23 protein-coding genes are annotated in these 25,367 nt (G+C 30.2%); all 23 read left to right on the forward strand.

From position 1 onward, the window contains the following. Positions 1–99 precede the first annotated feature (99 nt). Positions 100–1,383: a nucleotide sugar dehydrogenase gene (locus AC3IPI_RS09075; protein ID WP_489158527.1), complete on the forward strand. Its 1,284-nt coding sequence runs from the start codon at positions 100–102 to the stop codon at positions 1,381–1,383. Positions 1,384–1,412: 29 nt separating this feature from the next. Further along, the gene (locus AC3IPI_RS09080; RefSeq protein ID WP_489158529.1) at positions 1,413–2,420 is read left to right on the forward strand and encodes a mannose-1-phosphate guanylyltransferase; all 1,008 of its coding nucleotides are present in this window, start codon (positions 1,413–1,415) and stop codon (positions 2,418–2,420) included. 9 nt (positions 2,421–2,429) lie between these two features. Next, entirely contained in the window at positions 2,430–3,476 is a 1,047-nt protein-coding gene (gene rfbB, locus AC3IPI_RS09085; protein ID WP_489158531.1) for a dTDP-glucose 4,6-dehydratase, read from the forward strand. Positions 3,477–3,545: 69 nt separating this feature from the next. Continuing rightward, positions 3,546–6,005, forward strand: a complete 2,460-nt coding sequence (locus AC3IPI_RS09090) for an SLBB domain-containing protein (RefSeq protein ID WP_489158533.1) — start codon at positions 3,546–3,548, stop codon at positions 6,003–6,005. 15 nt (positions 6,006–6,020) lie between these two features. Next, positions 6,021–7,094 (forward strand): Wzz/FepE/Etk N-terminal domain-containing protein, encoded by a 1,074-nt coding sequence (locus tag AC3IPI_RS09095; protein ID WP_489158535.1) that lies wholly within the window; start codon positions 6,021–6,023, stop codon positions 7,092–7,094. Positions 7,095–7,125: 31 nt separating this feature from the next. Then, positions 7,126–8,154, forward strand: coding sequence for an FAD-binding oxidoreductase (locus AC3IPI_RS09100; protein ID WP_489158537.1), 1,029 nt, complete (start codon positions 7,126–7,128; stop codon positions 8,152–8,154). 25 nt (positions 8,155–8,179) lie between these two features. After that, complete coding sequence (gene rfbF, locus AC3IPI_RS09105) at positions 8,180–8,956, forward strand: glucose-1-phosphate cytidylyltransferase (protein ID WP_489158539.1); 777 nt, start codon at positions 8,180–8,182, stop codon at positions 8,954–8,956. Then, positions 8,950–10,041 carry a CDP-glucose 4,6-dehydratase gene (gene rfbG, locus AC3IPI_RS09110; protein WP_489158541.1) on the forward strand — a complete coding sequence of 364 codons (1,092 nt, stop codon included), beginning with the start codon at positions 8,950–8,952 and terminating at the stop codon, positions 10,039–10,041. The genes rfbF and rfbG overlap by 7 nt, the downstream gene beginning before the upstream one ends. Next, positions 10,034–10,942: an SDR family oxidoreductase gene (locus AC3IPI_RS09115; protein WP_489158543.1), complete on the forward strand. Its 909-nt coding sequence runs from the start codon at positions 10,034–10,036 to the stop codon at positions 10,940–10,942. Before rfbG ends, AC3IPI_RS09115 begins: the two co-directional genes overlap by 8 nt. Before the next feature lie 3 nt (positions 10,943–10,945). Beyond that, positions 10,946–12,664, forward strand: a complete 1,719-nt coding sequence (locus AC3IPI_RS09120; protein WP_489158545.1) for a thiamine pyrophosphate-binding protein — start codon at positions 10,946–10,948, stop codon at positions 12,662–12,664. 34 nt (positions 12,665–12,698) lie between these two features. After that, positions 12,699–14,003 (forward strand): lipopolysaccharide biosynthesis protein RfbH, encoded by a 1,305-nt coding sequence (rfbH, locus tag AC3IPI_RS09125; RefSeq protein ID WP_489158547.1) that lies wholly within the window; start codon positions 12,699–12,701, stop codon positions 14,001–14,003. Between the two features lie 18 nt (positions 14,004–14,021). Next, positions 14,022–15,239, forward strand: coding sequence for a polysaccharide biosynthesis protein (locus tag AC3IPI_RS09130; protein WP_489158549.1), 1,218 nt, complete (start codon positions 14,022–14,024; stop codon positions 15,237–15,239). Continuing rightward, on the forward strand, positions 15,236–16,051 hold the full coding sequence (locus AC3IPI_RS09135) for a glycosyltransferase (RefSeq protein WP_489158551.1): 816 nt from the start codon (positions 15,236–15,238) through the stop codon (positions 16,049–16,051). The genes AC3IPI_RS09130 and AC3IPI_RS09135 overlap by 4 nt, the downstream gene beginning before the upstream one ends. 10 nt (positions 16,052–16,061) lie before the next feature. Then, complete coding sequence (locus AC3IPI_RS09140) at positions 16,062–16,670, forward strand: acyltransferase (protein ID WP_489158553.1); 609 nt, start codon at positions 16,062–16,064, stop codon at positions 16,668–16,670. Position 16,671: 1 nt separating this feature from the next. After that, entirely contained in the window at positions 16,672–17,271 is a 600-nt protein-coding gene (locus tag AC3IPI_RS09145; protein WP_489158555.1) for a DapH/DapD/GlmU-related protein, read from the forward strand. 9 nt (positions 17,272–17,280) lie between these two features. Continuing rightward, the gene (locus AC3IPI_RS09150) at positions 17,281–18,417 is read left to right on the forward strand and encodes an NAD-dependent epimerase/dehydratase family protein (RefSeq protein WP_489158557.1); all 1,137 of its coding nucleotides are present in this window, start codon (positions 17,281–17,283) and stop codon (positions 18,415–18,417) included. Positions 18,418–18,422: 5 nt separating this feature from the next. Then, positions 18,423–19,289, forward strand: a complete 867-nt coding sequence (locus AC3IPI_RS09155) for a glycosyltransferase family 2 protein (protein ID WP_489158559.1) — start codon at positions 18,423–18,425, stop codon at positions 19,287–19,289. 5 nt (positions 19,290–19,294) lie between these two features. Continuing rightward, the gene (locus tag AC3IPI_RS09160; RefSeq protein WP_489158561.1) at positions 19,295–20,452 is read left to right on the forward strand and encodes an O-antigen polymerase; all 1,158 of its coding nucleotides are present in this window, start codon (positions 19,295–19,297) and stop codon (positions 20,450–20,452) included. Positions 20,453–20,469: 17 nt separating this feature from the next. Next, positions 20,470–21,510 (forward strand): glycosyltransferase family 4 protein, encoded by a 1,041-nt coding sequence (locus tag AC3IPI_RS09165; protein ID WP_489158563.1) that lies wholly within the window; start codon positions 20,470–20,472, stop codon positions 21,508–21,510. Then, positions 21,507–22,253 (forward strand): glycosyltransferase family 2 protein, encoded by a 747-nt coding sequence (locus AC3IPI_RS09170; protein WP_489158565.1) that lies wholly within the window; start codon positions 21,507–21,509, stop codon positions 22,251–22,253. Before AC3IPI_RS09165 ends, AC3IPI_RS09170 begins: the two co-directional genes overlap by 4 nt. Positions 22,254–22,272: 19 nt before the next feature. Further along, positions 22,273–23,172, forward strand: coding sequence for an NAD-dependent epimerase/dehydratase family protein (locus AC3IPI_RS09175; protein ID WP_489158566.1), 900 nt, complete (start codon positions 22,273–22,275; stop codon positions 23,170–23,172). Between the two features lie 35 nt (positions 23,173–23,207). Then, positions 23,208–24,326, forward strand: coding sequence for a GDP-mannose 4,6-dehydratase (gene gmd, locus AC3IPI_RS09180; protein WP_489158568.1), 1,119 nt, complete (start codon positions 23,208–23,210; stop codon positions 24,324–24,326). A gap of 50 nt (positions 24,327–24,376) precedes the next feature. Then, the gene (locus tag AC3IPI_RS09185) at positions 24,377–25,309 is read left to right on the forward strand and encodes a GDP-L-fucose synthase family protein (protein ID WP_489158570.1); all 933 of its coding nucleotides are present in this window, start codon (positions 24,377–24,379) and stop codon (positions 25,307–25,309) included. The last annotated feature ends 58 nt before the right edge of the window (positions 25,310–25,367 follow it).

Raw genomic sequence — 25,367 nt, forward strand, 5'->3', positions numbered from 1 at the left:
TGCCGAAATTGTATGTTCGCTTATCTAAGTCAAAATGTGACTTGGATAAGCGAAGCTGTGTAAATAAATGATTAAAATAACTAAAAAAGACTAGTAATAATGGAGAAAAACATAAAAATAGCAGTTATAGGCTTAGGTTATGTTGGTTTGCCATTGGCTAGGTTATTTGCTACAAAATATCCGGTTGTTGGTTTCGATATCAATCAGTCCAGAATTGCTTCTTTACAATCTGGCACTGACACAACATTAGAAGTTGATGATGAGACATTACAGAAAGTATTGCTTGGTAAAGTTGGGGATACTATTGGTTTGTATTGTACTTCTAATATTGAAGATATAAAGGACTGTAATTATTATATAGTAACAGTTCCTACTCCAGTTGATAAAAATAATAGACCAGATTTAACACCTCTATACAAATCAAGTGAAACGGTTGGTTCTGTCTTAAAAAAAGGAGATATTGTTATTTACGAATCTACTGTTTATCCAGGAGTAACAGAAGAGGAATGCGTTCCAGTTTTAGAAAGAATATCAGGATTAAAATATAATGTTGATTTTTATGCAGGATATTCGCCAGAACGAATTAATCCAGGGGATAAAGAACATACTGTCGAAAAAATATTAAAAGTAACATCGGGTTCGACTCCAGAAATAGGAAAAAAAGTTGATGACTTGTATAAAACTGTCATTACTGCTGGAACACATTTAGCACCAACAATAAAAGTTGCTGAAGCGGCAAAGGTTATTGAAAATTCACAAAGAGATATTAATATCGCATTTGTAAATGAATTAGCTAAAATATTCAATTTGATGCAAATTGATACTCAAGCTGTTTTAAAAGCCGCAGGAACAAAATGGAATTTTTTGCCATTTAAACCAGGATTAGTTGGAGGTCATTGTATAGGTGTAGATCCATATTATTTGGCACAAAGAGCTCAGGAATTTGGATATCATCCTGAAATTATTTTAGCTGGACGGCGTTTAAACGATAGTATGGGAGAGTACATTGCTTCGCAAGTAGTGAAGTTAATGCTTAAAAAAGGAATTTATGTAAATGGAGCTAATCTTTTAATGCTCGGAATTACATTTAAAGAGAATTGTCCTGATGTTCGTAATACAAAAATTGTAGATTTAATTCAGGCTTTGAAAGAATATGGTATTGCAATTACAATATTTGATCCATTAGCAAGTTTAGAAGAAGTACATAAAGAATATAAATTAGATATAAGAAATACAGTTCCTAATGAAAAGTTTGATGCTGTTGTCTTAGGAGTAGCGCATACAGATTTTTTAAATTTGAACTTTGCAGAATTACAAAAAACAAATAGTTTGTTGTACGATGTAAAAGGAGTGTTGGGAATTATAGCTGATAGTAGATTATAAAAGAAATAATTCAGTTTAGTAATAAAAATATGAATACAAAGAATTCAATTATACATGTTATTTTAACAGGAGGAGTAGGAAGTAGATTATGGCCTCTTTCTCGTAAAAGTCAGCCTAAGCAATATTTAGAAATTTTCGAAGGAAAATCATTGTTTGAAATGACAGTAGAGCGAAATACTGGTTTAGCTGATAAAGTAATGGTTGTTGGAAATATAGATAACTGTCATTTGAGTGAAAAAGTAATGAATAAATTAGGAAAGCCTTATATAAACATTGTTGAGTCAACTCCAAGAAATACAGCGGCGGCTATTGCATTTGCAGCCCTTGCCTCGCAACCGGATGATATTCTGATTGTAACGCCTTCAGATCATATTATTGATGTAATGGAGGAGTATAATAAAGCAATAGAAAAAGCAATAGAAAAAGCAAAAGAAGGATATATTGTGACTTTTGGAATCTTACCTACTAAGCCTGAAACAGGATATGGTTATATAGAATCAAAAGGAGACGATGTCATTTCGTTTCGGGAAAAACCTAATAGTGTAACTGCAAAAAGTTTTATTGCGCAAGGAAATTTTTTATGGAATAGTGGGATGTTTTGTTTTAAAGCAGGTGTTTTATTAGATGAATTGAAAGCTTATCAACCAGAAGTGTATGAAAAATCTAAAAAAACGTGGGAACTTAATCAAAATGGTAATTTAGATTTAGAATTATCTTTAGATATTCCTTCTATAAGTATTGATTATGCGGTTATGGAACGAAGTAAGAAAATAAAAGTTGTACCAGCTGCTTTTGCATGGTCTGATTTGGGATCTTTTGAGTCTGTTTATGATTATCTAATTACGAAAGGACATCTTGTAGATAAATACGGAAACATGGTTATAGGCTCAGATAAGCATACTACTTTTTTAGGATTAAAAAACACTATTTTTGTATATACAGATACGGCTAATTTGATATTACATAAAGATAGTTCACAAGATGTAAAAGATTTATATTGTGAATTAGAAAATCAAAAATCAGATTTATTGAATTAATAAAATAAAATGAAAAAAATACTTATAACTGGAGGTGCTGGATTTATTGGGTCACATGTAGTAAGACGTTTCGTGAAAAAATATCCAGAATATCAAATATTTAATTTAGATGCATTGACATATGCAGGTAATTTAGAAAATATTAAAGATATTGAGAATGAACCAAATTATACTTTTATTAAAGGCGATATTGTAAATGAATCTTTTATAAATGAACTTTTTTCTGAGAACGAGTTTGAGGGAATCTTACATTTAGCAGCTGAGTCTCATGTTGATCGTTCAATAGAAGATCCTTTAGCATTTGTTAGAACAAATGTTATTGGTACAATGAATTTATTGAACGCAGCTAAAAATCAATGGAAAAAAAACTCTGAAGGAAAAAGATTCTATCATATTAGTACTGATGAAGTATATGGTTCATTAGGAGTAGAAGGATTGTTTACAGAAAAAACAGCATACGATCCAAATTCACCTTATTCTGCTTCAAAGGCAAGTTCAGATCATTTTGTAAGAGCCTATGGAGAAACATATGGTTTGCCATATGTTTTAACTAATTGTTCTAATAATTATGGATCTTATCACTTTCCTGAAAAATTGATTCCACTTTTTATAAATAATATTATATATAATAAACCATTACCTGTTTATGGTGATGGAAATTATACACGTGATTGGCTATTTGTCGAAGATCATGCTATAGCAATTGATTTAGTTTTCCATGAAGGGAAAAATCATGAAACCTACAACATTGGTGGTTTTAACGAATGGAAAAATATTGATTTGGTAAAATTATTATGCCAAATTATGGATCAGAAATTAGGAAGATCTGAAGGTGCTTCTCAAGAATTGATAACCTATGTCAAAGATAGACCGGGTCATGATTTGCGCTATGCTATTGATGCCTCTAAAATTAATAAAGAATTGGGATGGAAGCCTTCTGTTACTTTTGAGGACGGGTTAGAGAAGACAATCAATTGGTACCTGAGTAATGAAGAATGGTTACAAAATGTAACTTCTGGTACTTATAAAGATTATTATAAAAAACAATATTCTTAAAATATTGTGATTTTTAATCCAAATTATTAGATTAGAGACTATTTAAAAGAATTTTATTTAAAATTAACTATGAAAAAGATAACGGCAGTATTAGTATTATTATTTACTTTTTTTGTGTCATTAAATATGTCAGCCCAGGATGTACTGCAATCTAAAGACTTAAGTACTGTTAAGGTTGATTATTTATCAGATAGTGATATTAATAAAATTAAAAATCAATTAGATGCTAAAGACCTTACTATAGATGATGCAGAGGAAGCAATTTTAACCAAAGGGATGAGTAAATCTGAATTTTCGAAGTTAAAAACAAGAGTGGACGAAATCTCTAGAAAAGAGCCAAAAAAGAAGAGTTCAAATGATAAGGATTCAGATGATAAGAATCTAAAAGATAAGGACAAGAATAAAAAAACTGAGTTTGGAAGAAAACAACAAGAGATTAATAATAATAAGATAAAAGATTCTATTAATGCTTTAATTTTTGGTTCTGAGTTATTTGATAATCCAACTCTGAATTTTGAACCTGATTTGAAATTAGCAACACCAATGAATTATATTCTTGGCCCTGGTGATGAATTACAGATTAGTGTTTATGGAGTTCAGGAATTTGATGACAATATTCCAGTGAGTGTTGAAGGAAAGATTACGATACAATATATTGGCCAAATTGCTGTTTCAGGAATGACAATTGAAGCTGCTACTCAAAAAATAAAAACTGCAATAGCAAAAGTTTATAGTACGGTTCGTTCTGGCCAATCACAAGTAAGTGTGAGTCTAGCACAGATACGTACTATTAAGGTAACAATTGTTGGAGGGAAACAACCAGGTAATTATTCTGTTTCTTCTTTGGCAACTGTTTATAATGCGCTACATCTTGCTGGAGGACCTGGTAAGAATGGAAGTTATAGAAACATTGAATTGATTCGTAATAGCAAAATTTATAAAAATATAGATATTTATAAATTTTTAGTAAAAGGAGATCAATCTGATAATGTTAGTTTGAAAGAAAATGATGTGATTCGAATTCCAGCTTATAGCCAGAGAGTTACAGTAGAAGGTGAAGTGAAGCGCCCAGGGATTTTTGAAATGAAAAAAGGCGAAACATTCACTAATTTATTATCATTCGCTTCAGGATTTAATGAATTTGCGTATACAGCATCAGTAAATATATTACAAAAGACAGGGAAAGAATTTAAGGTTCATGATGTAAATGAAAGTGAATTTAATTCATATCAACCACAGTCAGGAGATGTGGTTAAAGTTGCAAAAATTCTGAATCGATTTGCAAATCGTATTCAAATAGAAGGTGCAGTTTTTAGACCAGATTTCTATTCTTTTACAGAAGGAATGCGTGTGTCTGAGTTAATAACAAGAGCAGAAGGTCTAAAAGAAGATGCTTACACAAAACGAGCACGAATTATTCGTTTAAAACCTGATTTGACGACAGAGATTGTTAATATTGATTTAGCAAATGCTTTGTCCGGAGATTTGAATGCTGATATACTTTTGAAAAGAGAAGACATTGTAACAGTATACTCCATTTTGGATTTTAGAGAAGAATATAAAATTACGATTGATGGGGAAGTTAAAAATCCTGGTGAATATGAATATTACGAAAATTTAACTCTGAATGATTTGGTTGTTCAAGTTGGTGGATTAACTGGTTCTGCATCAAAAAGAGTTGAAGTTGCAAGAATGATAAAGTCGGATGCAATAAACGACACAGATCCCAAACGAGTTAACGTATTTGAACTTGAAATAAATGAAGGAAACAATGAGCAGATAAAAAACTTTGCATTAATGCCTTTTGATGTTATTAATGTACGAAGAATGGCAGTTTATGAAAAGCCAGAAATGGTTAAAATTAGTGGCGCTGTATCATATCCAGGTAAGTATGTTTTGGCTAATAAAAAAGAAACAGTTTATAATGTGGTCATGCGCGCAGGGGGATTGACGTCAATTGCTAATTTGGATGGGATGAAAATTAAAAGACCAATTAAAGAGGAACAACTAGAAAAATTAAAAAGTATCGATTTAAATTTAACAAAAGAAGATACTTTAAGAGAGAAAAAATTGGCTAAGAGATTAAAAGAAGAATTAAAATACGCAACGATTCCAGTGGATTGGGAAAAAATTGTAAAGGATAAAAATCATTACTCAAATGTTACTTTGTTTCCTGGTGACGAAATAGAAGTAGCTACTTATAATGAAGGTGTAAAAGTAACAGGGAATGTGTTGTTGACTTCAGAAATTCCATATAGAAGTGGAAAAAGTTTTAAATATTATTTAAATGCAGTTGGAGGTGTCGATAATATGGGTTGGAAGAAGAAAGCTTATATCATATATCCAAATGGTAAAGCAGCTGTAGCTAGTTCCTTTTTGTTCTTTAGATCGTATCCTAAAGTTACACCAGACTCTCAAATTGTTGTTCCAGAAAAACCAATAACTAAAAAGATGAGTGCAGGAGAGTGGGTTGGTATTGGTAGTGTTATTTCGAGTTTAGCATTATTGATAGTAACTGCTTTTAAATAAAAATAAGTTTTAAGAATGGATAATACATCAATTGAAAATGACGAAATTTCGTTAAAAGAATTAGTAGAAAAAGTAACGAAATGGGTTAAATACTTACTGTCACAATGGAAAATTATTTTAATGGCTGGGATAATTGGTGCTGTTTTGGGGGTAACCTATTCATTTATTAAAAAGCCAATTTACACTGCAACTTTATCATTCGCTTTAGAAGATGAAAAATCTGGTGGTGGAGGGTTAGGAAGTGCATTAGGTTTAGCAAGTTCATTCGGATTAGACCTCGGAGGTGGAGGAGGAAGTATTTTTACAGGTTCTAATTTGACAGAGTTATTTAAATCTCGTAGGATGGTAGAGGAAACCTTATTGACTCCTGTTAACTATAATGGCAAAAGTATTTCTTTGGCAGAAATGTATATAGAAATTAATAAATTAAGAGATAGCTGGGGAACTAATAATAAGTTCACTAATATTCAGTTTTTGCCTAATGTAAAGCGTAGATATTTTACAAGAGTTCATGATAGCATTTTAGGTTCAATTTATCAAAGATTGTCTAAAGAAGGTCTATTGGTTGGTCAAAAAGATAAAAAAATAGCGATTATCACGATTGATATGTCTTCTAGTAATGAGTTATTTGCTAAATTTTTTTGTGAGGCATTAGTGAAAGAAGTTTCAGATTTTTACGTGGCTACAAAAAGTAAAAAAGCACGTGATAATATGAATATCTTAGAAAGACAAACGGATTCTATTAGAAGTGAACTTAATGGAGCTATTACAGGCGTGGCAGTTGCAAATGATAATACTTTTAATTTAAATCCTGCTTTAAATGTACGAAGAGCGCCGTCAGTTAGAAGGCAAGTTGATGTTCAGGCTAATACAGCTATTTTAACAGAATTAGTAAAGCAATCTGAATTAGCAAAGGTTACCTTACGAAAAGAAACACCATTGATTCAAGTGATTGATAGACCAATTTTGCCACTTTCTAAAGAACGTTTCGGCAAAGCAAAAGGAGTCTTAATTGGAGGTTTTTTAGCTGGCTTTTTAGCAGTTCTAATAATCGTTGTTAGACGAGTCATCAATCAGATAATGAAATAATAATGAGAGTATTTTATTTTATATAGTTTAAATGAAAAGTTATACTTTAAAAGTTCAAGAGATTAGAAAGGAGACAGAAGACTCTGTCACTTTATGTTTTAAACAGCCTGGTCTAAAAAAGATTAAATATTTAGCAGGTCAGTATTTAACACTCCAATTTAGAATTAATGGTAGAAGGTACATTAGACCGTATTCATTTTCTTCAGCTCCTTTAATAGATAATACCCTTGACGTAACAGTTAAGAGAGTTCCTGGAGGAATTGTATCAAACTACATTAATGATTATGTAAAAGTAGATGATGTGATTGAGGTTCAGGAACCTTTGGGCAATTTTATATTTGAATCATCTGAGGGGCGCGAATCAATTATTTTTTGGGGTGTAGGGAGTGGGATAACGCCTCTTTTTTCTATAATTAAAGATCTGTTAATTAATCGACCTTCTGTTCATATTTATTTGGTTTATGGTAATAAAACTACTGCATCAGTAATTTTTAAAGATCAATTACATCAATTAAAAAAAAAATATTCTGAACGTTTTAAGATCTATAGTTTTTATTCTCGGGAAGAATTTTTTGATGAAGACTCACATAATTTTGTAGGGAGAATTGATTTTGATTTTGTAAAGAATTTAATGAAAAACATCAAAGGTCAAGCTCAACATTATATATGTGGGCCTATTGGACTTAAAAATATTGTAAAGCAATCATTGATAGATCTAGGAGAAAATTTAGAAAATGTTTTCTCTGAAGATTTTGAGATAGTTAAAAATCCGGAAGATTTTAAAGATATTAAGAATCAAGAAATATTTTTAAATTTTCAGGGAGCTAAAAACAAGATTATTGTAACAAGTGGTAATTCTATTTTAGAGGAAGCTCTAGAAATAGGAATGGAATTACCATATTCCTGCCAAACAGGAAATTGTAGTACCTGTAAAGCAACTGTAACATCTGGAAAGTTAAAAATGATTGGATTAGATAAACCTAGACATGACTTGAAAGATAATGAATTTTTACTTTGCTGTAGCTACCCTTTGACAGATGATGTTTGCATAGAAATATAAAAAAAAATATAAACGATATAATATAATGAAAGTAGTAATTTTTGCAGGTGGTTTTGGAACTCGTCTTATGGAAGAGACTGAGGCTAGGCCTAAGCCAATGGTCGAAATTGGAGGAAAACCTATTCTATGGCATATTCTGAAAATGTTTGAGCAACACGGCTATAATGAGTTCATAATTTGTCTGGGTTATAAAGCTACTTTTATCAAAGAATATTTTTATAATTATTATTTACATAATTCAGATGTAACAATTGAATTGGCAAACAATAATATTAATGTTCACTACTCAGAAACAGAATCATTTAAAGTAACTTTGATTGATACAGGTTTGCATACAAATACAGCAGGAAGGTTAAAACGTATTCAGAAATATGTTAAAGATGAGACTTTTATGCTTACCTATGGAGATGGTGTTGCTGATATTGATTTGTCGGCATTACTTCAATTCCATAAATCACATGGAAGATTAGCTACTTTAACAAGTGTACAAGTTCCGGGACGTTTTGGTAATTTAGAAATTAATCCGCTAGGAGAAGTTGATAGTTTTGTAGAGAAACCAGCTGGAGATGGTATGTGGATAAATGGTGGTTTTTTTGTTTTAGATCCTGGTATCTTTAAATATCTTGAAGGAGATGTTGAAGATATTCAATGGGAGAAAGAACCCTTGGGAGCAATTGCCAAAGATCAGCAATTGTCAGCATATAAGCATAATGGATTTTGGAAGTGTATGGATGCTTTGAGAGATAGGGTTGAATTAGAAGATATGTGGACTTCAGGAAACGCAAAATGGAAGACATGGTAAGTTCATTATTTCAAAAATTAAAAGAAACTTATAGTGGGAAAAAAGTTTTTTTAACTGGCCATACTGGTTTTAAGGGATCCTGGATGCTAAAAACATTATTTTTATTAGGTGCTGATGTTAAAGGATATGCATTAGAACCTCAGACTGAGGATGATTTATTTTATCTTATTGAAGGAAATGAGATATGTCATTCAGTAATTGCAGATTTAAGAGATAAAAAACGGTTAGAGAAAGAGGTTCTAGATTTTCAACCTGATTTTGTTTTCCATTTGGCTGCACAACCATTAGTTCGTCTTTCTTACGAAATACCAGCAGAAACTTTTGAAGTAAATGTTATAGGTACAGCTAATGTTTTAGATGCGGTTAGGCTTTTAGAAAAAAAATGTGATGTAATACTAATTACTACTGATAAGGTTTACCATAATAATGAATGGCTTTATCCTTATCGAGAGAATGATAGATTAGGAGGATACGATCCATATAGTGCGAGTAAAGCATGTGCTGAATTAGTAATAGACTCTTATAGAAATTCATTTTTTAATAGCGAAACACATAATCTGCACCAAAAAGCGATTGCTGTTGCAAGAGCAGGTAACGTTATTGGAGGAGGAGATTGGTCAAAGGATCGCTTAATTCCTGATATTGCAAAGGCCTTTACTGCCAATAAAGAGGTAATAATAAGAAATCCTAAATCAGTTAGACCTTGGCAACATGTATTAGAACCAGTAATGGGTTATTTATTGTTGGGGGCAAATTTAGCTGCAGCGCCATTGCAATTTAATCAGGCTTATAATTTTGGTCCTTATCTATCTGATGCACTTCCGGTAGAAGACATGCTTAAATTAGCGATTCAAAGTTGGGGAAAAGGAGAGTTTATAGTAGAAATGAACGAAAATAATCCTCATGAGGCAGGATTATTAAAACTTGATATTAGTAAAGTTATAAATGAATTAAATTGGGAACCAAAACTGAATGCAGCAAAAGCTGTTAGTATGACAATGGATTGGTATAATCAATTTGCTTCTAATAAAGAGGAAATTAACTTATTTACAGAATCTCAGGTTAAATTATTTTTAAATGCGTAACGTTTTAATTACTGGAATTACTGGTTTTTTAGGCTCTCATATAGCCGAAAATTTAATTTCTAATAATATTAATGTAATTGGTTTAAAACGTGAAAAATCTGATTTATGGAGATGCGAAGAATTTAAAGATAAAATAATTTGGGTAGATATTCCCGATAACGGATCTTTACAATCGCTAGCAAATTATTCTTTTGATACAATTATACATGCTGCCTGGATTGGTGTTGAGTCAAATGATAGGGGTAATTGGACAGAACAAATTAAGAATGTTGCTTTTTTTGTCGAGTTATTAGAGGTAGCTAAAATTTTAGAAGTTAAAAAAATAATATTTTTAGGTTCACAAGCAGAATACGGAACAATTAATAGTAAGATATCTGAAGATTTTGAAACAAATGCCTTAAATGCATATGCCGCTACTAAATTGGCTTGTTTGGAAATTTTAAAAAGTTTTTCCTCTATAAATAATATAAATTGGATTTGGTTGAGGTTGTTTTCGGTTTTTGGCGAAAAAGAAAATTCGAATTGGTTAATTCCATCTTTGATAAATTCAATGCTAAATAAAAATGAGATGGAGTTTACTTTAGGAGAGCAGAAATACGCTTACTTATATGTTAAAGATTATGCTGAAATAATGAAGCGAATTGTTGTAAAAGACATTGAGTCTGGAATTTATAATATTTCTTCTACTGAAATTAGAACTATAAGATCTCTAATTGAAAATATAAAGAACATTGTCAATCCAGAATTTGTTTTAAATTTTGGAGCTTTAGGTTATAGATCCGGGCAATCAATGCATATGGAAGGTGATATGCTAAAATTAAGTGCTCAAATTGGAAAAATTCAATTTTCTAATTATGATATTGCTTTGCAAAATACTTTAAATTATTATTTAAAAAGATAAATTATGAAAGCATCTGACTTTATTGCAGAGTTTTTAGAAAAAAAAGGAATTAAAAGTGTTTTTGAATTATCAGGTGGCATGATAACTCATATTCTAGACTCTTTAAATCAAAAAACGAGCATTAATATCATTACAATGCATCACGAACAAGCGGCTGCATTTGCTGCTGAAGGTTATGCTAGAATTACTGGCCTGCCAGGCATAGCTCTTGCTACTTCAGGACCTGGAGCAACTAATTTGCTAACGGGTATTGGAAGTTGCTTCTTCGATTCAACACCTGCTATATTTATAACTGGTCAAGTAAACAGACATGAACTAAAAGGAGATAGAGAGATTAGACAATTGGGTTTTCAAGAAACTGATATTGTTTCTATGGCTAAACCTATTACCAAAGCTTGTTTCCATGTTAATGATCCTAATGAAATCCCAAGTATTTTTGAAGGTGCCTTTAGAATTGCTTTAGAAGGAAGACCGGGGCCGGTTCTTATTGATATTCCAATGGATGTTCAACGCGTTCAAATTGAGAATAATTATTTTGAATCAAATCCTATAGTCTCCTCCAAAATAGATTCTAATATTTTGAAAAGCTTAATTGAAGATATAAAAAAGGCAAAAAAACCACTTATATTATCAGGCAGGGGTATTAAAGCGAGCAAAAGCCAGGAATCATTTGACGAATTTATTATAAAAACTAAAATACCTGTAATAACGACACTTTTGGGATTAGACACAATACAATATGATAATTCTCTACGTGCTGGTTTTATTGGTAGTTATGGCAATAGATGGGCAAATATTACGTTTGGAGAATGTGATTTATTAATTGTTTTGGGTAGTCGTTTAGATATTAGGCAAACTGGAGCTGACACTAAATTTATTGAGAATCGAAAAATTTATCACATTGATTGTGAAAAAGGAGAAATTAACAATCGTGTAAAAGGTTGTGAGCCTATTGTAACAGATTTAAAATCATTTTTTAATGAATTTAAAGAAAATGCAGTTAATGATTCTTTTATTCTAAAACAAGAATGGTTCAATCAAATCAATGACTTGAAGAAAACTTGGCCAGATACAAAAGAGTTGGATCCAAAAGGTATAAATCCTAATGTTTTTATGCATTCTCTTTCTAGTAAATCTAAAAAAGCAAAAGCTTATTTAGCAGATGTCGGTAGTCACCAAATGTGGGCAGCGCAATCTTTAGAACTTTATAAGGACCAATGTTTTTTGACTTCAGGAGGAATGGGGGCGATGGGGTTTTCATTGCCAGCAGGAATAGGGGCTAGTGTTGCACTGAACAAGCAACCAGTTGTTATTTTAATAGGCGACGGTTGCATGCAGATTAATATTCAAGAATTGCAAACAATTGTTAGAAATAAACTTCCTTTGAAAATTGTAGTTTTGAATAATAAGACTTTAGGCATGATCAGACAATTTCAGGATAGTTATTTCGAATCTCGCTATCAGTCTACTTATTGGGGTTATGATGCTCCTGATTTTGCTAAAGTTGCAATTGCTTATGGAATAGAAGCAAAAACAATTGAAAATTCAAATGAAATAGAAAACGCAGTAGATTGGTTTTGGAGTAATGAAAATGAAGAAAAGCCACAATTATTGCAGGTAATGATTGATCCTCACACAAATACTTATCCAAAAATTGCTTTTGGTAGGCCAATTACTGAAATGGAACCGTTTGCAAAACCAATAGCTATGGAAGCTACATAAAATTATTAAAAATTACTGTTAAAGATAAACTAATATGTTGCAAAATTTAAAAGAAGAGTCTCTATTAAATAGTTTAAGAGAAATTGCAAAAAAGAAATCAACGCAAGTTATTATTGCTGGAGAAAACTACATTCCTGTTACAGGAAAAGTATTAGATGAAGAAGATATTTTAATGGGAGTTGATGCAGCTCTTGATGGTTGGTTAACAGCTGGCCGTTTTGCTAATAAATTTGAGGCAGATTTTGCAGCTTATTTTGGAGCTCATAGATCACTCTTGGTAAATTCTGGTTCTTCTGCAAATTTGGTGGCATTTTATGCTTTAACTTCTCCAAAATTAGGAGAAAGAGCAATTAAGCCTGGCGACGAAGTTATTACTGTGGCCGCAGGTTTTCCAACAACAATAAATCCAATAATTCAGTTTGGAGCTATTCCAGTTTTTATTGATGTTGATATTGCAACACATAATGTGAAAGCTGATATGATTGAGGCTGCAGTAAGTCCGAAAACAAAAGCAATTATGATTGCTCATTCATTAGGTAATCCTTTTGACTTAGATGAAGTAATGCGTGTCGCTAAAAAATACAATCTTTGGGTAGTAGAAGATGATTGCGACTCACTAGGTGCAACTTATAACGGAAAAAAAACTGGGACTTTTGGAGATATTTCAACATTCTCATTTTATCCGGCACATCATATTACAATGGGAGAAGGGGGAGCAGTTTTAATTAATAATCCAGTATTATCAAAATTAGCGGAGAGTTTTCGTGATTGGGGACGTGACTGCTATTGTGAACCTGGAAAAGATGATACTTGTGGATGTCGTTTTGGTCAACAATTAGGAACATTACCTTACGGGTATGATCATAAATATACTTATTCTCATATTGGTTTTAATCTGAAAGTAACCGATATGCAAGCTGCATTTGGTGTTTCTCAAATTAAAAAGATAGATCAATTTGTACAACGTCGTAAAGAAAATTATGCAGCATTATATGACCGTATGAAGGAATTTGAAGAAGTTTTCATACTTCCTGAACCAACTCCAAATTCAGAACCGTCATGGTTCGGTTTTTTATTAACTCTTAGAGAAGGAGATGCTAATGATCGTCACATGTTGGTACAGCATTTAGAGAAAAATAAAATTGGAACTCGTTTACTATTTGGCGGTAATTTATTAAGACAGCCTGCTTATGCTAATATTGAGCATCGTGTAGTTGGCGATTTGTCTAATACTGATACAATTATGAATCAATCGTTTTGGTTAGGTGTATGGCCTGGTTTAAATGAAAATCATTATGATTATATAGCAAAAGTAATTAGAGAATATTTGGAGCAATAATTCTTTAAAAAAAAACTTTTGAAAAAAACCGAAATAATTGAAGTTAGTAGTATAAGAATATTAGTTGTTATTTTGCAACTAGTATTCTTGAAAATTTATACAAACTACACTTCTGTATACGAATTAGGTATTTATTACTTTTTATTTACCTTATCTTATTCTTTGAATGCCTTTTTGTTAGTGCCGTTAGATTACTTTCAACAATCACAATTATATACTTTAAAAAAAGATAATTACTCTATAAGGTCATTTTTTAAAATTAATATTTTGGTTGGAAAATTTACTTTTATTACACTTTTAATTGGATTGATAGCATGTGTGTTGATAAATAATCAATACATTATTGTCTTACCAGTTATTATGATTTTAGCTCTAAGTACTTACATGGTAAATTTATTGAGGGGAATTATAAATAATCTTGAAAAAAGAAGATTTGCCATTTATACTTTGTTGGCAGAAAGTATTTTAAAAATAGTTTTTTTTTATATTGCAAAATCTTATTTTCATCCAAATGCTATAGTTATTCTAGTGTCAATCTTATTAGCTTCCTTAGGAACTTTACTAATGCTATTTTTAGTTATAAAAAGTCTTGAAGAGTTTAAAAATGAAAAAAGAAAAATTTTTTCTCCTAAAGAAATTTTACATTTTTCATATCCTATCTCTGTAGGGGCAGTGGTTAACTGGATACAATTGCAAGGATACAGAATGATACTTGTTCCTTTAGGACTGGTAGAAGTTGTTGGTATTTATGGAACTGTTGCAAATGTAGGAACAAGCGGAATGAGTGCTTTGTCGACAGTGTATTCTCAGTTATTTGTACCAAATTTGTATAAATCTGAAGGAGCATATATTAAGATATATTTAAAATACGCTTTATTATCCATACTCTTAGTATTGTGTGTTGGATATTTTTTGTCTGACATCATTATTGATATTTTAACCAAGTCTGAATTTGTTAAATATTCCTATTTAATTGTATTTGGAATTTTGTCTGAAGGAGGAAATTTTCTCATAGCAGGATTAACAATTTACTTGACACTTCAAAATTTAACAAAAGTATCAATGATTGCTTCTATAACCGGACTAATTGTTTTCTTTTTGTCATTTATGATTTTATACATTTTAAAGAGAATAAATGTTTATACCATTGGTATACCGATTGTCCTTACTCAGTTTGTAATTACATTTTATTTGGGATTGATTATATATAAAATTAATAGAAAAAAAATATTATGATAACATTTGTTGTTTTTACATATAATGAAGAAAAAAGAATTGAGAGAGTAATTCGAAATTTACAAAACTATGGTAAAATTTTAATTGCAGATAATAACAGTACAGATGGTACCCTTGAAATAGCGCGTAGATATAATTGTAATATTTTTTTAAGAAAAGAAGATTACATCTATGTTGAAAATCAAAAATTAGTTGATCAATTGTATAATGTTATTGATACTGATTGGATTTATTGGGCTTTTGCTGATGAAATGTTGGAAAAACAGACATTGGAAGAAATTACAAAAGTTGTAGAAACGAATAATTACGATATTATCAGTATGGACAGAAAGAACTATTTTTATGGTGATTTTTGTTATAATTTATACCATGCTAGAACATTTAAAATGTTTAAAAAGCATGCTATTGATTTTATTGATAATCCAATTCATAGCATGGGAAAGCCAACCGTTCCAAAAGATCGAATTTATGATTTACCAGATAAATATTTTATACATCACTTCATTTCTAATACCGCTTCTTCCTATTTAAATGTAATAAATCGATATACTGAATCTGAACTAGAAAATAAATATTCTTTTGATATTTCATTTTTCAAGTTTATTTATACTGCAAGTAAGATAGTTATAAAAGATCTATTAAATAGTAAAAGATATAAAGCAGGATTTTCTAATATCGCATTGAGTCAACTCATGCTTACTTATGTTTTTGTTAAGAATATAAAATTATATGAAAAATCTAAGGGACTTAATACTGAAAATATAGAGAATAATAATAATAACGAAAGAGATAAAATTCTTAAGTATTTTTAAATATTAGATTATGGGGCAGATAATAAAGCGAGTTTTAAATGCTGTTTACTATGTTTCGATATATTGGTATTATAAAGTATTATTTGGTAAATTAGGATATCGATCCAGAATTAAAATTTCAGGTCTACGGCTAGAACATCCAAAAAACATTTATATTGGTAATAGAGTTGCGGTTGGAGAAGGCTCTTGGCTCGCAGCAAGTCCTCATGTTATTGAAAACCCCAAACTTGTAATAGAAGATAATGTAAATTTAGGGCGATATAATCAAATTTATAGTACAACAACAATAGTCATTGAAAAAGCAGTGCTAACTGCAGATAGGGTGTTTATTTCAGATGGAGTACATAATTTCGTAGATATTTCAACTCCAATTATGTGCCAAAATATTACTTCAAAAGGACAAATGAAAATTGGAGAAGGAAGTTGGATAGGTATTAATGCATGTATTATTGGAGCATCAGTTGGTAAAAACTGTGTAGTTGCGGCTAATAGTGTTGTTACTAGTGATATACCTGATTTTTGTGTTGTAGGAGGAATTCCCGCTATTATCCTTAAAAGATACAATACTGAATCTAAAGTATGGGAGAAAACGGATAAAAAAGGTAATTTCTTACATTAGCATGAGTAAAATAAAATTAATTTATCATTTTTTAAAAACAATAGTTTTTTACAAACCATTCACATTATCTATGGGAAGTAAAGTTGTTATTTGTAATCCAATATTAATTTCTTGTCAATATTTAAAGTTTGGAAATAATGTATTTATTAGAGATTTTAGCAGGATAGAAGGAATTAAAAATTATGATGGAATATCATACGACCCTGTCATTGAAATTCATGATGGAGTAACTATTGAACAGAATTTGCATTTAACTTCTGCAATAAATATTGTTATAATGAAAAATACAGCTATTGCAGCTAATGTAACAATATCAGATATAAATCATCAGTATTTAGATATTACAAAAGCACCTGATAAACAAGGAATTGATGTTGAGGCGGTTATTATAGGAGAAGACTGCAAAATTTATAATAATGCAGTTATTCTGCCAGGGACAAAACTTGGAAAACATTGTATTGTAGGAGCAAATACAGTAGTCACGGGAAAAAATTACGACGATTATTGTGTCATTGTTGGTTCTCCCTCAAGAATAGTTAAAAGATACTCTGTTGAAAAAAAAGAGTGGTTGAAAACAGATAAAAATGGAAATTTTATATAAATCAAATAAATGAAAAATATACTTATAACTGGAGGAGCAGGTTTTATTGGATCTAACCTTTCTTTGAAATTAATAAATAAAGGATATAATGTCACTATTTTAGATAATCTATCTCCACAAATTCATGGTGAGAATGCTGAGGGAAAATCGTTTTTGTTTCTATCTGTAAAAGGTAAAGTAAAATTCATCAAAGGGGACGTAAGTTCTAAAAATGATTGGCAAGAAGCTATCGTAGGTCAAGATGCAATTATCCATTTGGCAGCGGAAACAGGTACAGGCCAATCTATGTATCAAATAGAAAAATATACTGAAGTTAATATTGGAGGAACAGCTATAATGTTAGATATTCTAACCAATACAAAACATAGTGTCAAAAAAGTTATTATAGCTTCTTCAAGGTCTATCTATGGTGAAGGAAAATATAAATCGAAGAAATTAGGATTCGTTTATCCAAAACATCGTACTGATGATTTCATGAGTAAAGGAGATTTTGATGTAAAATATTCTGGAGAAGATGATGTTCTTGAACTAGTCGCTACTGATGAAGAATCTAAAATACATCCTTCTTCTGTATATGGTATTACTAAGCAAAATCAAGAACAAATGGTAATGACCGTGTGCCCAACAATTGGAATTGCACCTGTGGCATTTAGATATCAGAATGTTTATGGACCGGGACAATCTTTAAGTAATCCTTATACTGGAATTTTATCTATTTTTTCAACGCTAATTAAAAATGAAAAAGGAATTACTGTTTTTGAAGATGGTAAAGAAAGCCGTGATTTTGTTTTTATAGACGACGTTGTTAATGCAACAATATTAGGGCTAGAAAAAGAAGAGGCAAATGGTGAAGTTTTTAATGTTGGAACTGGAGACGCAATTGATGTCATTACTGTAGCTGAAACTCTAAAGAAAAATTATAATTCTAAGGTTTCAATTTCAATTTCAGGAAATTACAGATTAGGAGATATTAGACATAATTATGCGGATATTACAAAAATAAAACAAAAATTAAATTTTGAACCAAAATTAAATTTTGAAGCTGGTATAAAAATATTTACAGATTGGGTAACTACACAAGAAATTCAGAAAAGTAAATTTGAAGATTCTATTATCGAAATGAAAGAAAAGGGGTTGTTAAAATAATAGAAATGAAAGAAACAGGTTTAGTTACAGTTTTATTTAATAGTAATGATGTATTAGATGGATTTATTAAAAGTCTTTCAATACAGAATTACTCAGATTACCATCTTTTTATTATTGATAACAGTCCTTCAGTAGAAACAGATCAATTATTAAAAGATTTATCCCTTAAATATGGTTTTTCTGAATATACCCATATAAAAAATGAAAACAATGAAGGTGTAGCAAAAGGTAATAACCAAGGTATCCAACTTAGTTTAGATGCTGGAACTAAATATACTTTATTGTTAAATAATGATATTGAATTTGATGATTCAGACTTATTAAGCAATTTGCTTCTACAATCAAAAGAAGAAAACTTTGTTATACCTAAAATCCTATACTATAATACCCGAAAAATATGGGTTGCAGGAGGTAAATTTATTCTCTATAAAGGAATTATAGAACATTTTGGTGATGGTGCAGAAAGTGATCAATTTGATAAAGAGATATATTGTAGTTATTCTCCAACATGTTTTATGCTGATAAAAAACAATGTTTTTAAAAATATTGGTATTATGGATGAAAAATATTTTGTGTATTATGATGATACCGATTTTTTATACAGAGCATATGTTGCAGGATATCGAATTAAGTATTTGCCAAATTTAGTTGTTTTACATAAAGTGAGTTCTTCGACAGGAGGAAATGATTCTCCGTTTTCAATATTTTACGCAAACAGAAATAGAATATATTTCATAAGAAAAAATTTTAAAGGAGTTATGTACCTTACGGCAATGAGTACAACTTTGATTAGTAGATTAATTAAAATCATAATTTACAAAAAGCAAAGAAATAATATCTATAAAGCTGTTCAAGATGGCTTGAAAATGTAATCTTAATGACGTTTAAAAAAAAGGCTTTTACTATAAACCACAATAGTCTCTTCTTATTTGGAGTTTTATTTTACTTTATTTCACCATTAATAATACTTCAAACAGACATGTTTGATGGATTACCAGGTATTGATCTTTGGAAAATCAATAGGCTTGATTCTTCTCATTTTTATACTTATATAATATTAGTGTTAGAGGTTCTCGTTGCTTTTATCTCGGGGTCATATTTGTCCTATAAATTTCCAGCGGCTAAATTTTCAACAAATAGAGTTTTAGGAAATATAACTTCAAGAATTTTATTTTTTGTAACAACATTATTTGTTGGTGTGTTCATATTTAAATTAAGAGGTTCTGCTTTTCAAGGTTCTGCAGTATATAGTGAAGATGATAACCTTCAGGGTGTTTTATCAACGGCAAATCTACTATTGTTTTATATACATTTTGTTTATGAACAGCCAAAGAAAATAAAGAATATGTTTTTAGCAGTTTTTTTATTAAACAGTGTTTTCCTTTTAGGCTTAGGAGGAAGGATGTATGTTATAATTCCTGCAGTTGCATATTATGTCAGGGCTTTTAATAGAGTTTCAACAAGTGGTAAATCGTTAATGCCTTATGTTTTTATTCCTATTATTGGGGCTTTATCCGCAAGTATAATTGGTGCAATAAGGATAGGAAATGACCTTGATAAAGTGATGTATTTTATTTTTGCAGAGCCAATATTTACTTCATATTCATCATTTTCATATGTTAATCAAAATGTAATCCCATTATTTGCAGTTCCATATTCTTTTTTTGTTTCTTTTTTAAATTTTATTCCATCATTATTTTGGCAAAATAAAGCTGAGGTTTTAACAAATATGGTGGGGGAATGGGCCGTTTATGATAATCCTTTAGGTGCGTTAAGTGTTTTTGTTTCAATTTTTGCGAATTTTGGAATTATACTTGGAGGAATTTTTATGTTCATTTTGGGAGGTTTTTTTGGGTTTTTATATAAAGCATACAATACAGGGAATATTAATAAAAATATTTATTATTGCTTCTGTGCAGTTCTGCCATTTTGTTTCTTTCGAGACCCAATTGGAATTCCAATTAAAATATTTATTTCTTCTTTTTTAATAATTCCTTCTCTTATAAGACTTTTTAGAAAAGTATTTATAAAATAATTAAATTTAAGTTAGTAATGAAATTAGTATTTGATAATATTGTTTTTTCCTTACAAAGAGTGGGGGGGATTTCTACCTATTGGTATGAATTATATTCAAGGATTTTGCGTGATAATATTGATATTTTGTTTGTTGAAAGAGAAAATGATAATATCGTTAGTAAGCGACTAATTATAAATGAACAATCAATTATAAATACAAATATTAGGGATTTATTATTAGATCGATTTATGAATATTCGTCTGAAATTAATAAAGGAAAAGTTTATTTTTCATTCTAGTTATAATCGTATGACAACCAATAAAAATGCTAAACAAGTAATTACAGTTCATGATTTTGTTCATGAAAAGTTTTATAAGGGAGTAAGGAAGGTTTTACATAGTTATCAAAAAGGGAAAGCTATTAAAAAGGCTGATGCAATAATTGTTATATCAGAAAACACAAGGAATGATTTGTTATCATTTTTTCCTAATTTAAATAGAAGTAAAGTTCATGTTATCTATAATGGTGTTTCCAGTGATTTCTTTTTTATAAAGAAGCAAAACATATCTAATGACTTCTTGTTCATAGGATCTAGAGAATTTTATAAGAATTTTGATTTTGCTGTTAAAGCTATTGCTCAAACCGATAATTTTAATTTGACTATCATTGGTTCTGCCTTAAGAATAGAAGAAATATCTTTTTTAGATAAATTTATTCCAGGACGTTGGAAATTATTTAATAATATTGAGAATACAACATTAAACGAATTCTATAATGATGCTTACGCATTAATCTATCCCTCTTCTTATGAAGGTTTTGGTATTCCTTTATTGGAAGCAATGAAGGCAGGTTGCCCGTTTATTGCCTTTAACAGTTCATCAATTCCTGAAGTTGCTGGTGATGCAGGTGTTTTAATAGATAAATTAGAAATATCTCTTTTTAATGAAGCCGTATTAAAAATTGAAAAAAATAGAGAAGAGATAATAAATAAAGGTTTTAATCAAGTAAAAAAATTTTCTTGGGAAAAATGTTATCAAGAAACATTAAATGTCTATAACGAATTATACAAATCATGAAAATTTCCATAATCACAGTTGTTTATAACAACGAAAGAACAATTAGGGATGCTATACAGTCCGTTATTGGGCAATCTTATAAAAATATAGAATATGTTATTATAGATGGTAATTCAAAAGATAATACAGTTAATATTATTAATGAATATAAAGAAAAAATTGGTTTTTTTGTTTCAGAAAAAGACAATGGACTTTATGATGCAATGAATAAAGGTATACAAAATTGTACCGGAGATGTGATTGGTATTCTTAATTCTGATGATTTATATCAAGATTTAAATGTAATTGAATCTGTTATGGAACAATTTAATAATGATTCCGAGCTAGATATATTATATGGTGACTTAGTATACGTAAAAAGCGATAATACTAATAAAGTTGTCAGAAATTGGAAATCAAAAGAATATTATAATAATTTTTTCGAAAATGCTAATGTTCCCCCACATCCGGCTTTATTTGTTAAGAGTAATGTATATAAAGAAGCAGGATTGTTTGATTTGCAATATAAGTTGGCGGCAGATTATGAATTGATGTTGCGAATGTTTAAAAAACATAATTTTAAATCTAAATACATTAATAGATTAATAATTAAAATGAGACTTGGAGGAGCTACAAATCAAAGTATTTCAAATGTAATTAATCAAAATAAAGAAATACTTAAAGCTTGGAAAAATAATGGTTTACGATCTCCGTTTTATTTAATGCCTTTAAGAATATTAAAACGTTTAGCTCAATTTGTATAGTCAATAAAGTTACTTATAAATGGAAATATTAATAACAGGGGCAAATGGTTTTTTAGGAAGAGATATTGTTAAAGCATTAGTAAATGATAATACAATAAATACATTGTCCAGAACTAGTGGAGATTTTAAAATTTCGTTAGAAAATGAAGTTCCAAGCTTTAAACAAAAATTTGATTTAGTTATACATGCGGCAGGAAAGGCACATAGTGTTCCGAAAACTGAAGAAGAAAAAAAGAATTTCCATGATGTAAATGTTATTGGTACTCAGAATTTACTTAAAGGACTTGCAAAATTTGGAGTTCCTAATCAATTTGTTTTTATAAGCTCAGTTTCTGTTTATGGAATAGATTCGGGAATAAATATAAACGAATCGTCGCCTTTAAATGCGAAGGATGCCTATGGATTAAGTAAAATTGAGGCTGAAAAAATAGTAATAAAATGGTGTGCAGAGAATAATATTATTTGTACTATTTTACGCTTGCCATTATTAGTAGGGAAAAATCCACCAGGTAATTTAGGAGCTATGTTGAAAGGCATAAGAAAAGGATACTATTTTAATATTCAAGGAGGAAAAGCAAGAAAAAGTATGGTTTTAATAAGTGACGTGGCTTCTTTTATAATAAAAGCAGCTCCTGTTGGCGGAACTTATAATCTTACGGATTGCAACCATCCAAGTTTTGGTGAGTTAAGTTATGTTATTTCGAGTAAAATGGGTAATAGAAAACCATTAAGTTTGCCAGTAGGTTTAGCTAAAATTTTAGGTAAATTAGGAGATTTCGTAGGAAATAAATCACCAATTAATTCTTTGATGGTAGACAAAATAATTTCTGATTTAACTTTTGATGATACAAATGCAAAAGTTTCTTTAAATTGGGAGCCAAATTCTGTAGTTGAGTACTTACGAAATAATGATATATAGTATTCTGGATAAAAAAGAAATTAAAATAAATGAAAATGAAAATTGCACTTATAACAGGTATTACAGGACAAGATGGTTCCTACTTGGCAGAATTATTATTAGAAAAGGGTTATATGGTTCATGGTGTTAAAAGAAGAGCTTCTTCTTTTAATACGCAACGTATAGACCACATCTATCAAGATCAACACGAAATCCATGTAAATTTTAAGTTGCATTATGGAGATTTAACAGATTCTACTAATATTATTAGAATCATTCAAGAAGTGCAGCCTGATGAAATCTATAATTTAGGAGCAATGAGTCATGTTAAGGTTTCGTTTGATTCGCCAGAGTATGTTGCAAATGTTGACGGTATTGGTACATTAAGAATTTTAGAGGCTGTACGTATTTTAGGTTTAGAAAAGAAAACGCGTATTTATCAAGCATCAACATCAGAATTATATGGTGGTTTGGCCGAGAATAAAAACCAAAAGGGCTTTTATGATGAGCACTCTCCTTTTTATCCCCGTTCGCCTTATGGGGTAGCAAAAATTTATGGTTTCTGGATAACTAAAAATTACCGTGAAGCTTATAATATGTTTGCTTGTAACGGAATTTTATTTAATCATGAATCACCACGTCGAGGAGAAACTTTTGTTACTCGTAAAATAACGATGGCTACTGCTGCTATTGCTTTAGGCGAACAAGATTGTTTATATTTAGGGAATTTAGATGCGCAACGTGATTGGGGACATGCTAAAGATTATGTAGAGGCCATGTGGCGTATTTTACAACAAGACATTGCAGAAGATTATGTTATTGCTATGGGGGAAACTACTTACGTGCGTGATTTTGTTAAAATGTCATTTGCAGAAGTAGGAATAGATGTCGAATTTAGAGGAGAGGGAGTAAATGAAAAAGGATATGTTACTTCTTGTAGCAATCCGGCTTACCAAATTGAAATCGGTAAACAAGTTATTTCTGTTGATCCGCAATATTTTCGTCCTACAGAAGTAGACTTACTTATTGGAGATCCTACAAAATCGAAAACACAATTAGGGTGGGTACCGAAATATGATTTAGCAGGACTAGTGAAAGAAATGATGGCGTCTGATCTTCAATATGTTTTAAAAGAAAAAATGTTAAAAGAAGTAAGATCTGCTATTAAATATTAAATTAGAAAATTTAGAATAACTTTATTCTTGACTTAGAAATAAATTGGCATATGAATTTAAATGATAAAATATACATAGCTGGACACCGTGGAATGGTAGGTTCAGCTATCTTACGAGAACTAAAAAAGGAAGGATATAGTAATTTTGTTTTACGCACGTCTTCTGAATTAGATTTAAGAAATCAACAAGCAGTAGCTGATTTTTTTTTAGAAGAAAAACCGGACTATGTTTTTTTAGCGGCTGCAAAAGTGGGGGGTATTATTGCCAACAACACTTATAAAGCTGATTTTATTTATGAAAATTTGATGATACAAAATAATGTTATTCATCAGGCTTATGTGAATAATGTGAAAAAATTAATGTTTTTAGGGTCTTCCTGCATTTATCCTAAGATGGCTCCACAGCCGTTAAAAGAGGAGTATATGCTTACAGGAGAACTTGAGCCTACAAACGAGCCATATGCAATTGCAAAAATTGCCGGTATCAAAATGTGCGATGCATATAGAGATCAGTTTGGGTGTAATTTTATTTCTGTAATGCCAACAAATCTTTATGGACCAAATGATAATTATGATTTAAAAAACTCACATGTATTGCCTGCGATGCTTAGAAAATTTATTACTGCAAAGCGTAATAAAGATAACTCAGTGACAATATGGGGTACAGGAAGCCCTAAAAGAGAATTTTTGCATGCTGATAATCTTGCTGAGGCATGTGTGTTTTTAATGGAAAATTATAATGATTCTGGATTAGTTAATATCGGGATAGGAGATGATATTTCAATTTTAGATTTGGCAATTTTGATAAAAAAAATTGTAGGATTTGAAGGTGATATTTTAACAGACACAACTAAACCTGATGGTACTCCTCGTAAATTGATGGATGTTTCGAAATTAAAGGATTTAGGTTGGAAAGCTTCAATAACTTTAGAAGAAGGTATTCAAAAAGTTTATGATGAAATAAAAGATATTCATTGGAGTTAATTAATTAAAAAAAAACAATTTTAATTTTTTAATTGCTGTATTATTATTGAAACTTAAG

The organism is Flavobacterium sp. GL_143 (assembly GCF_057834355.1).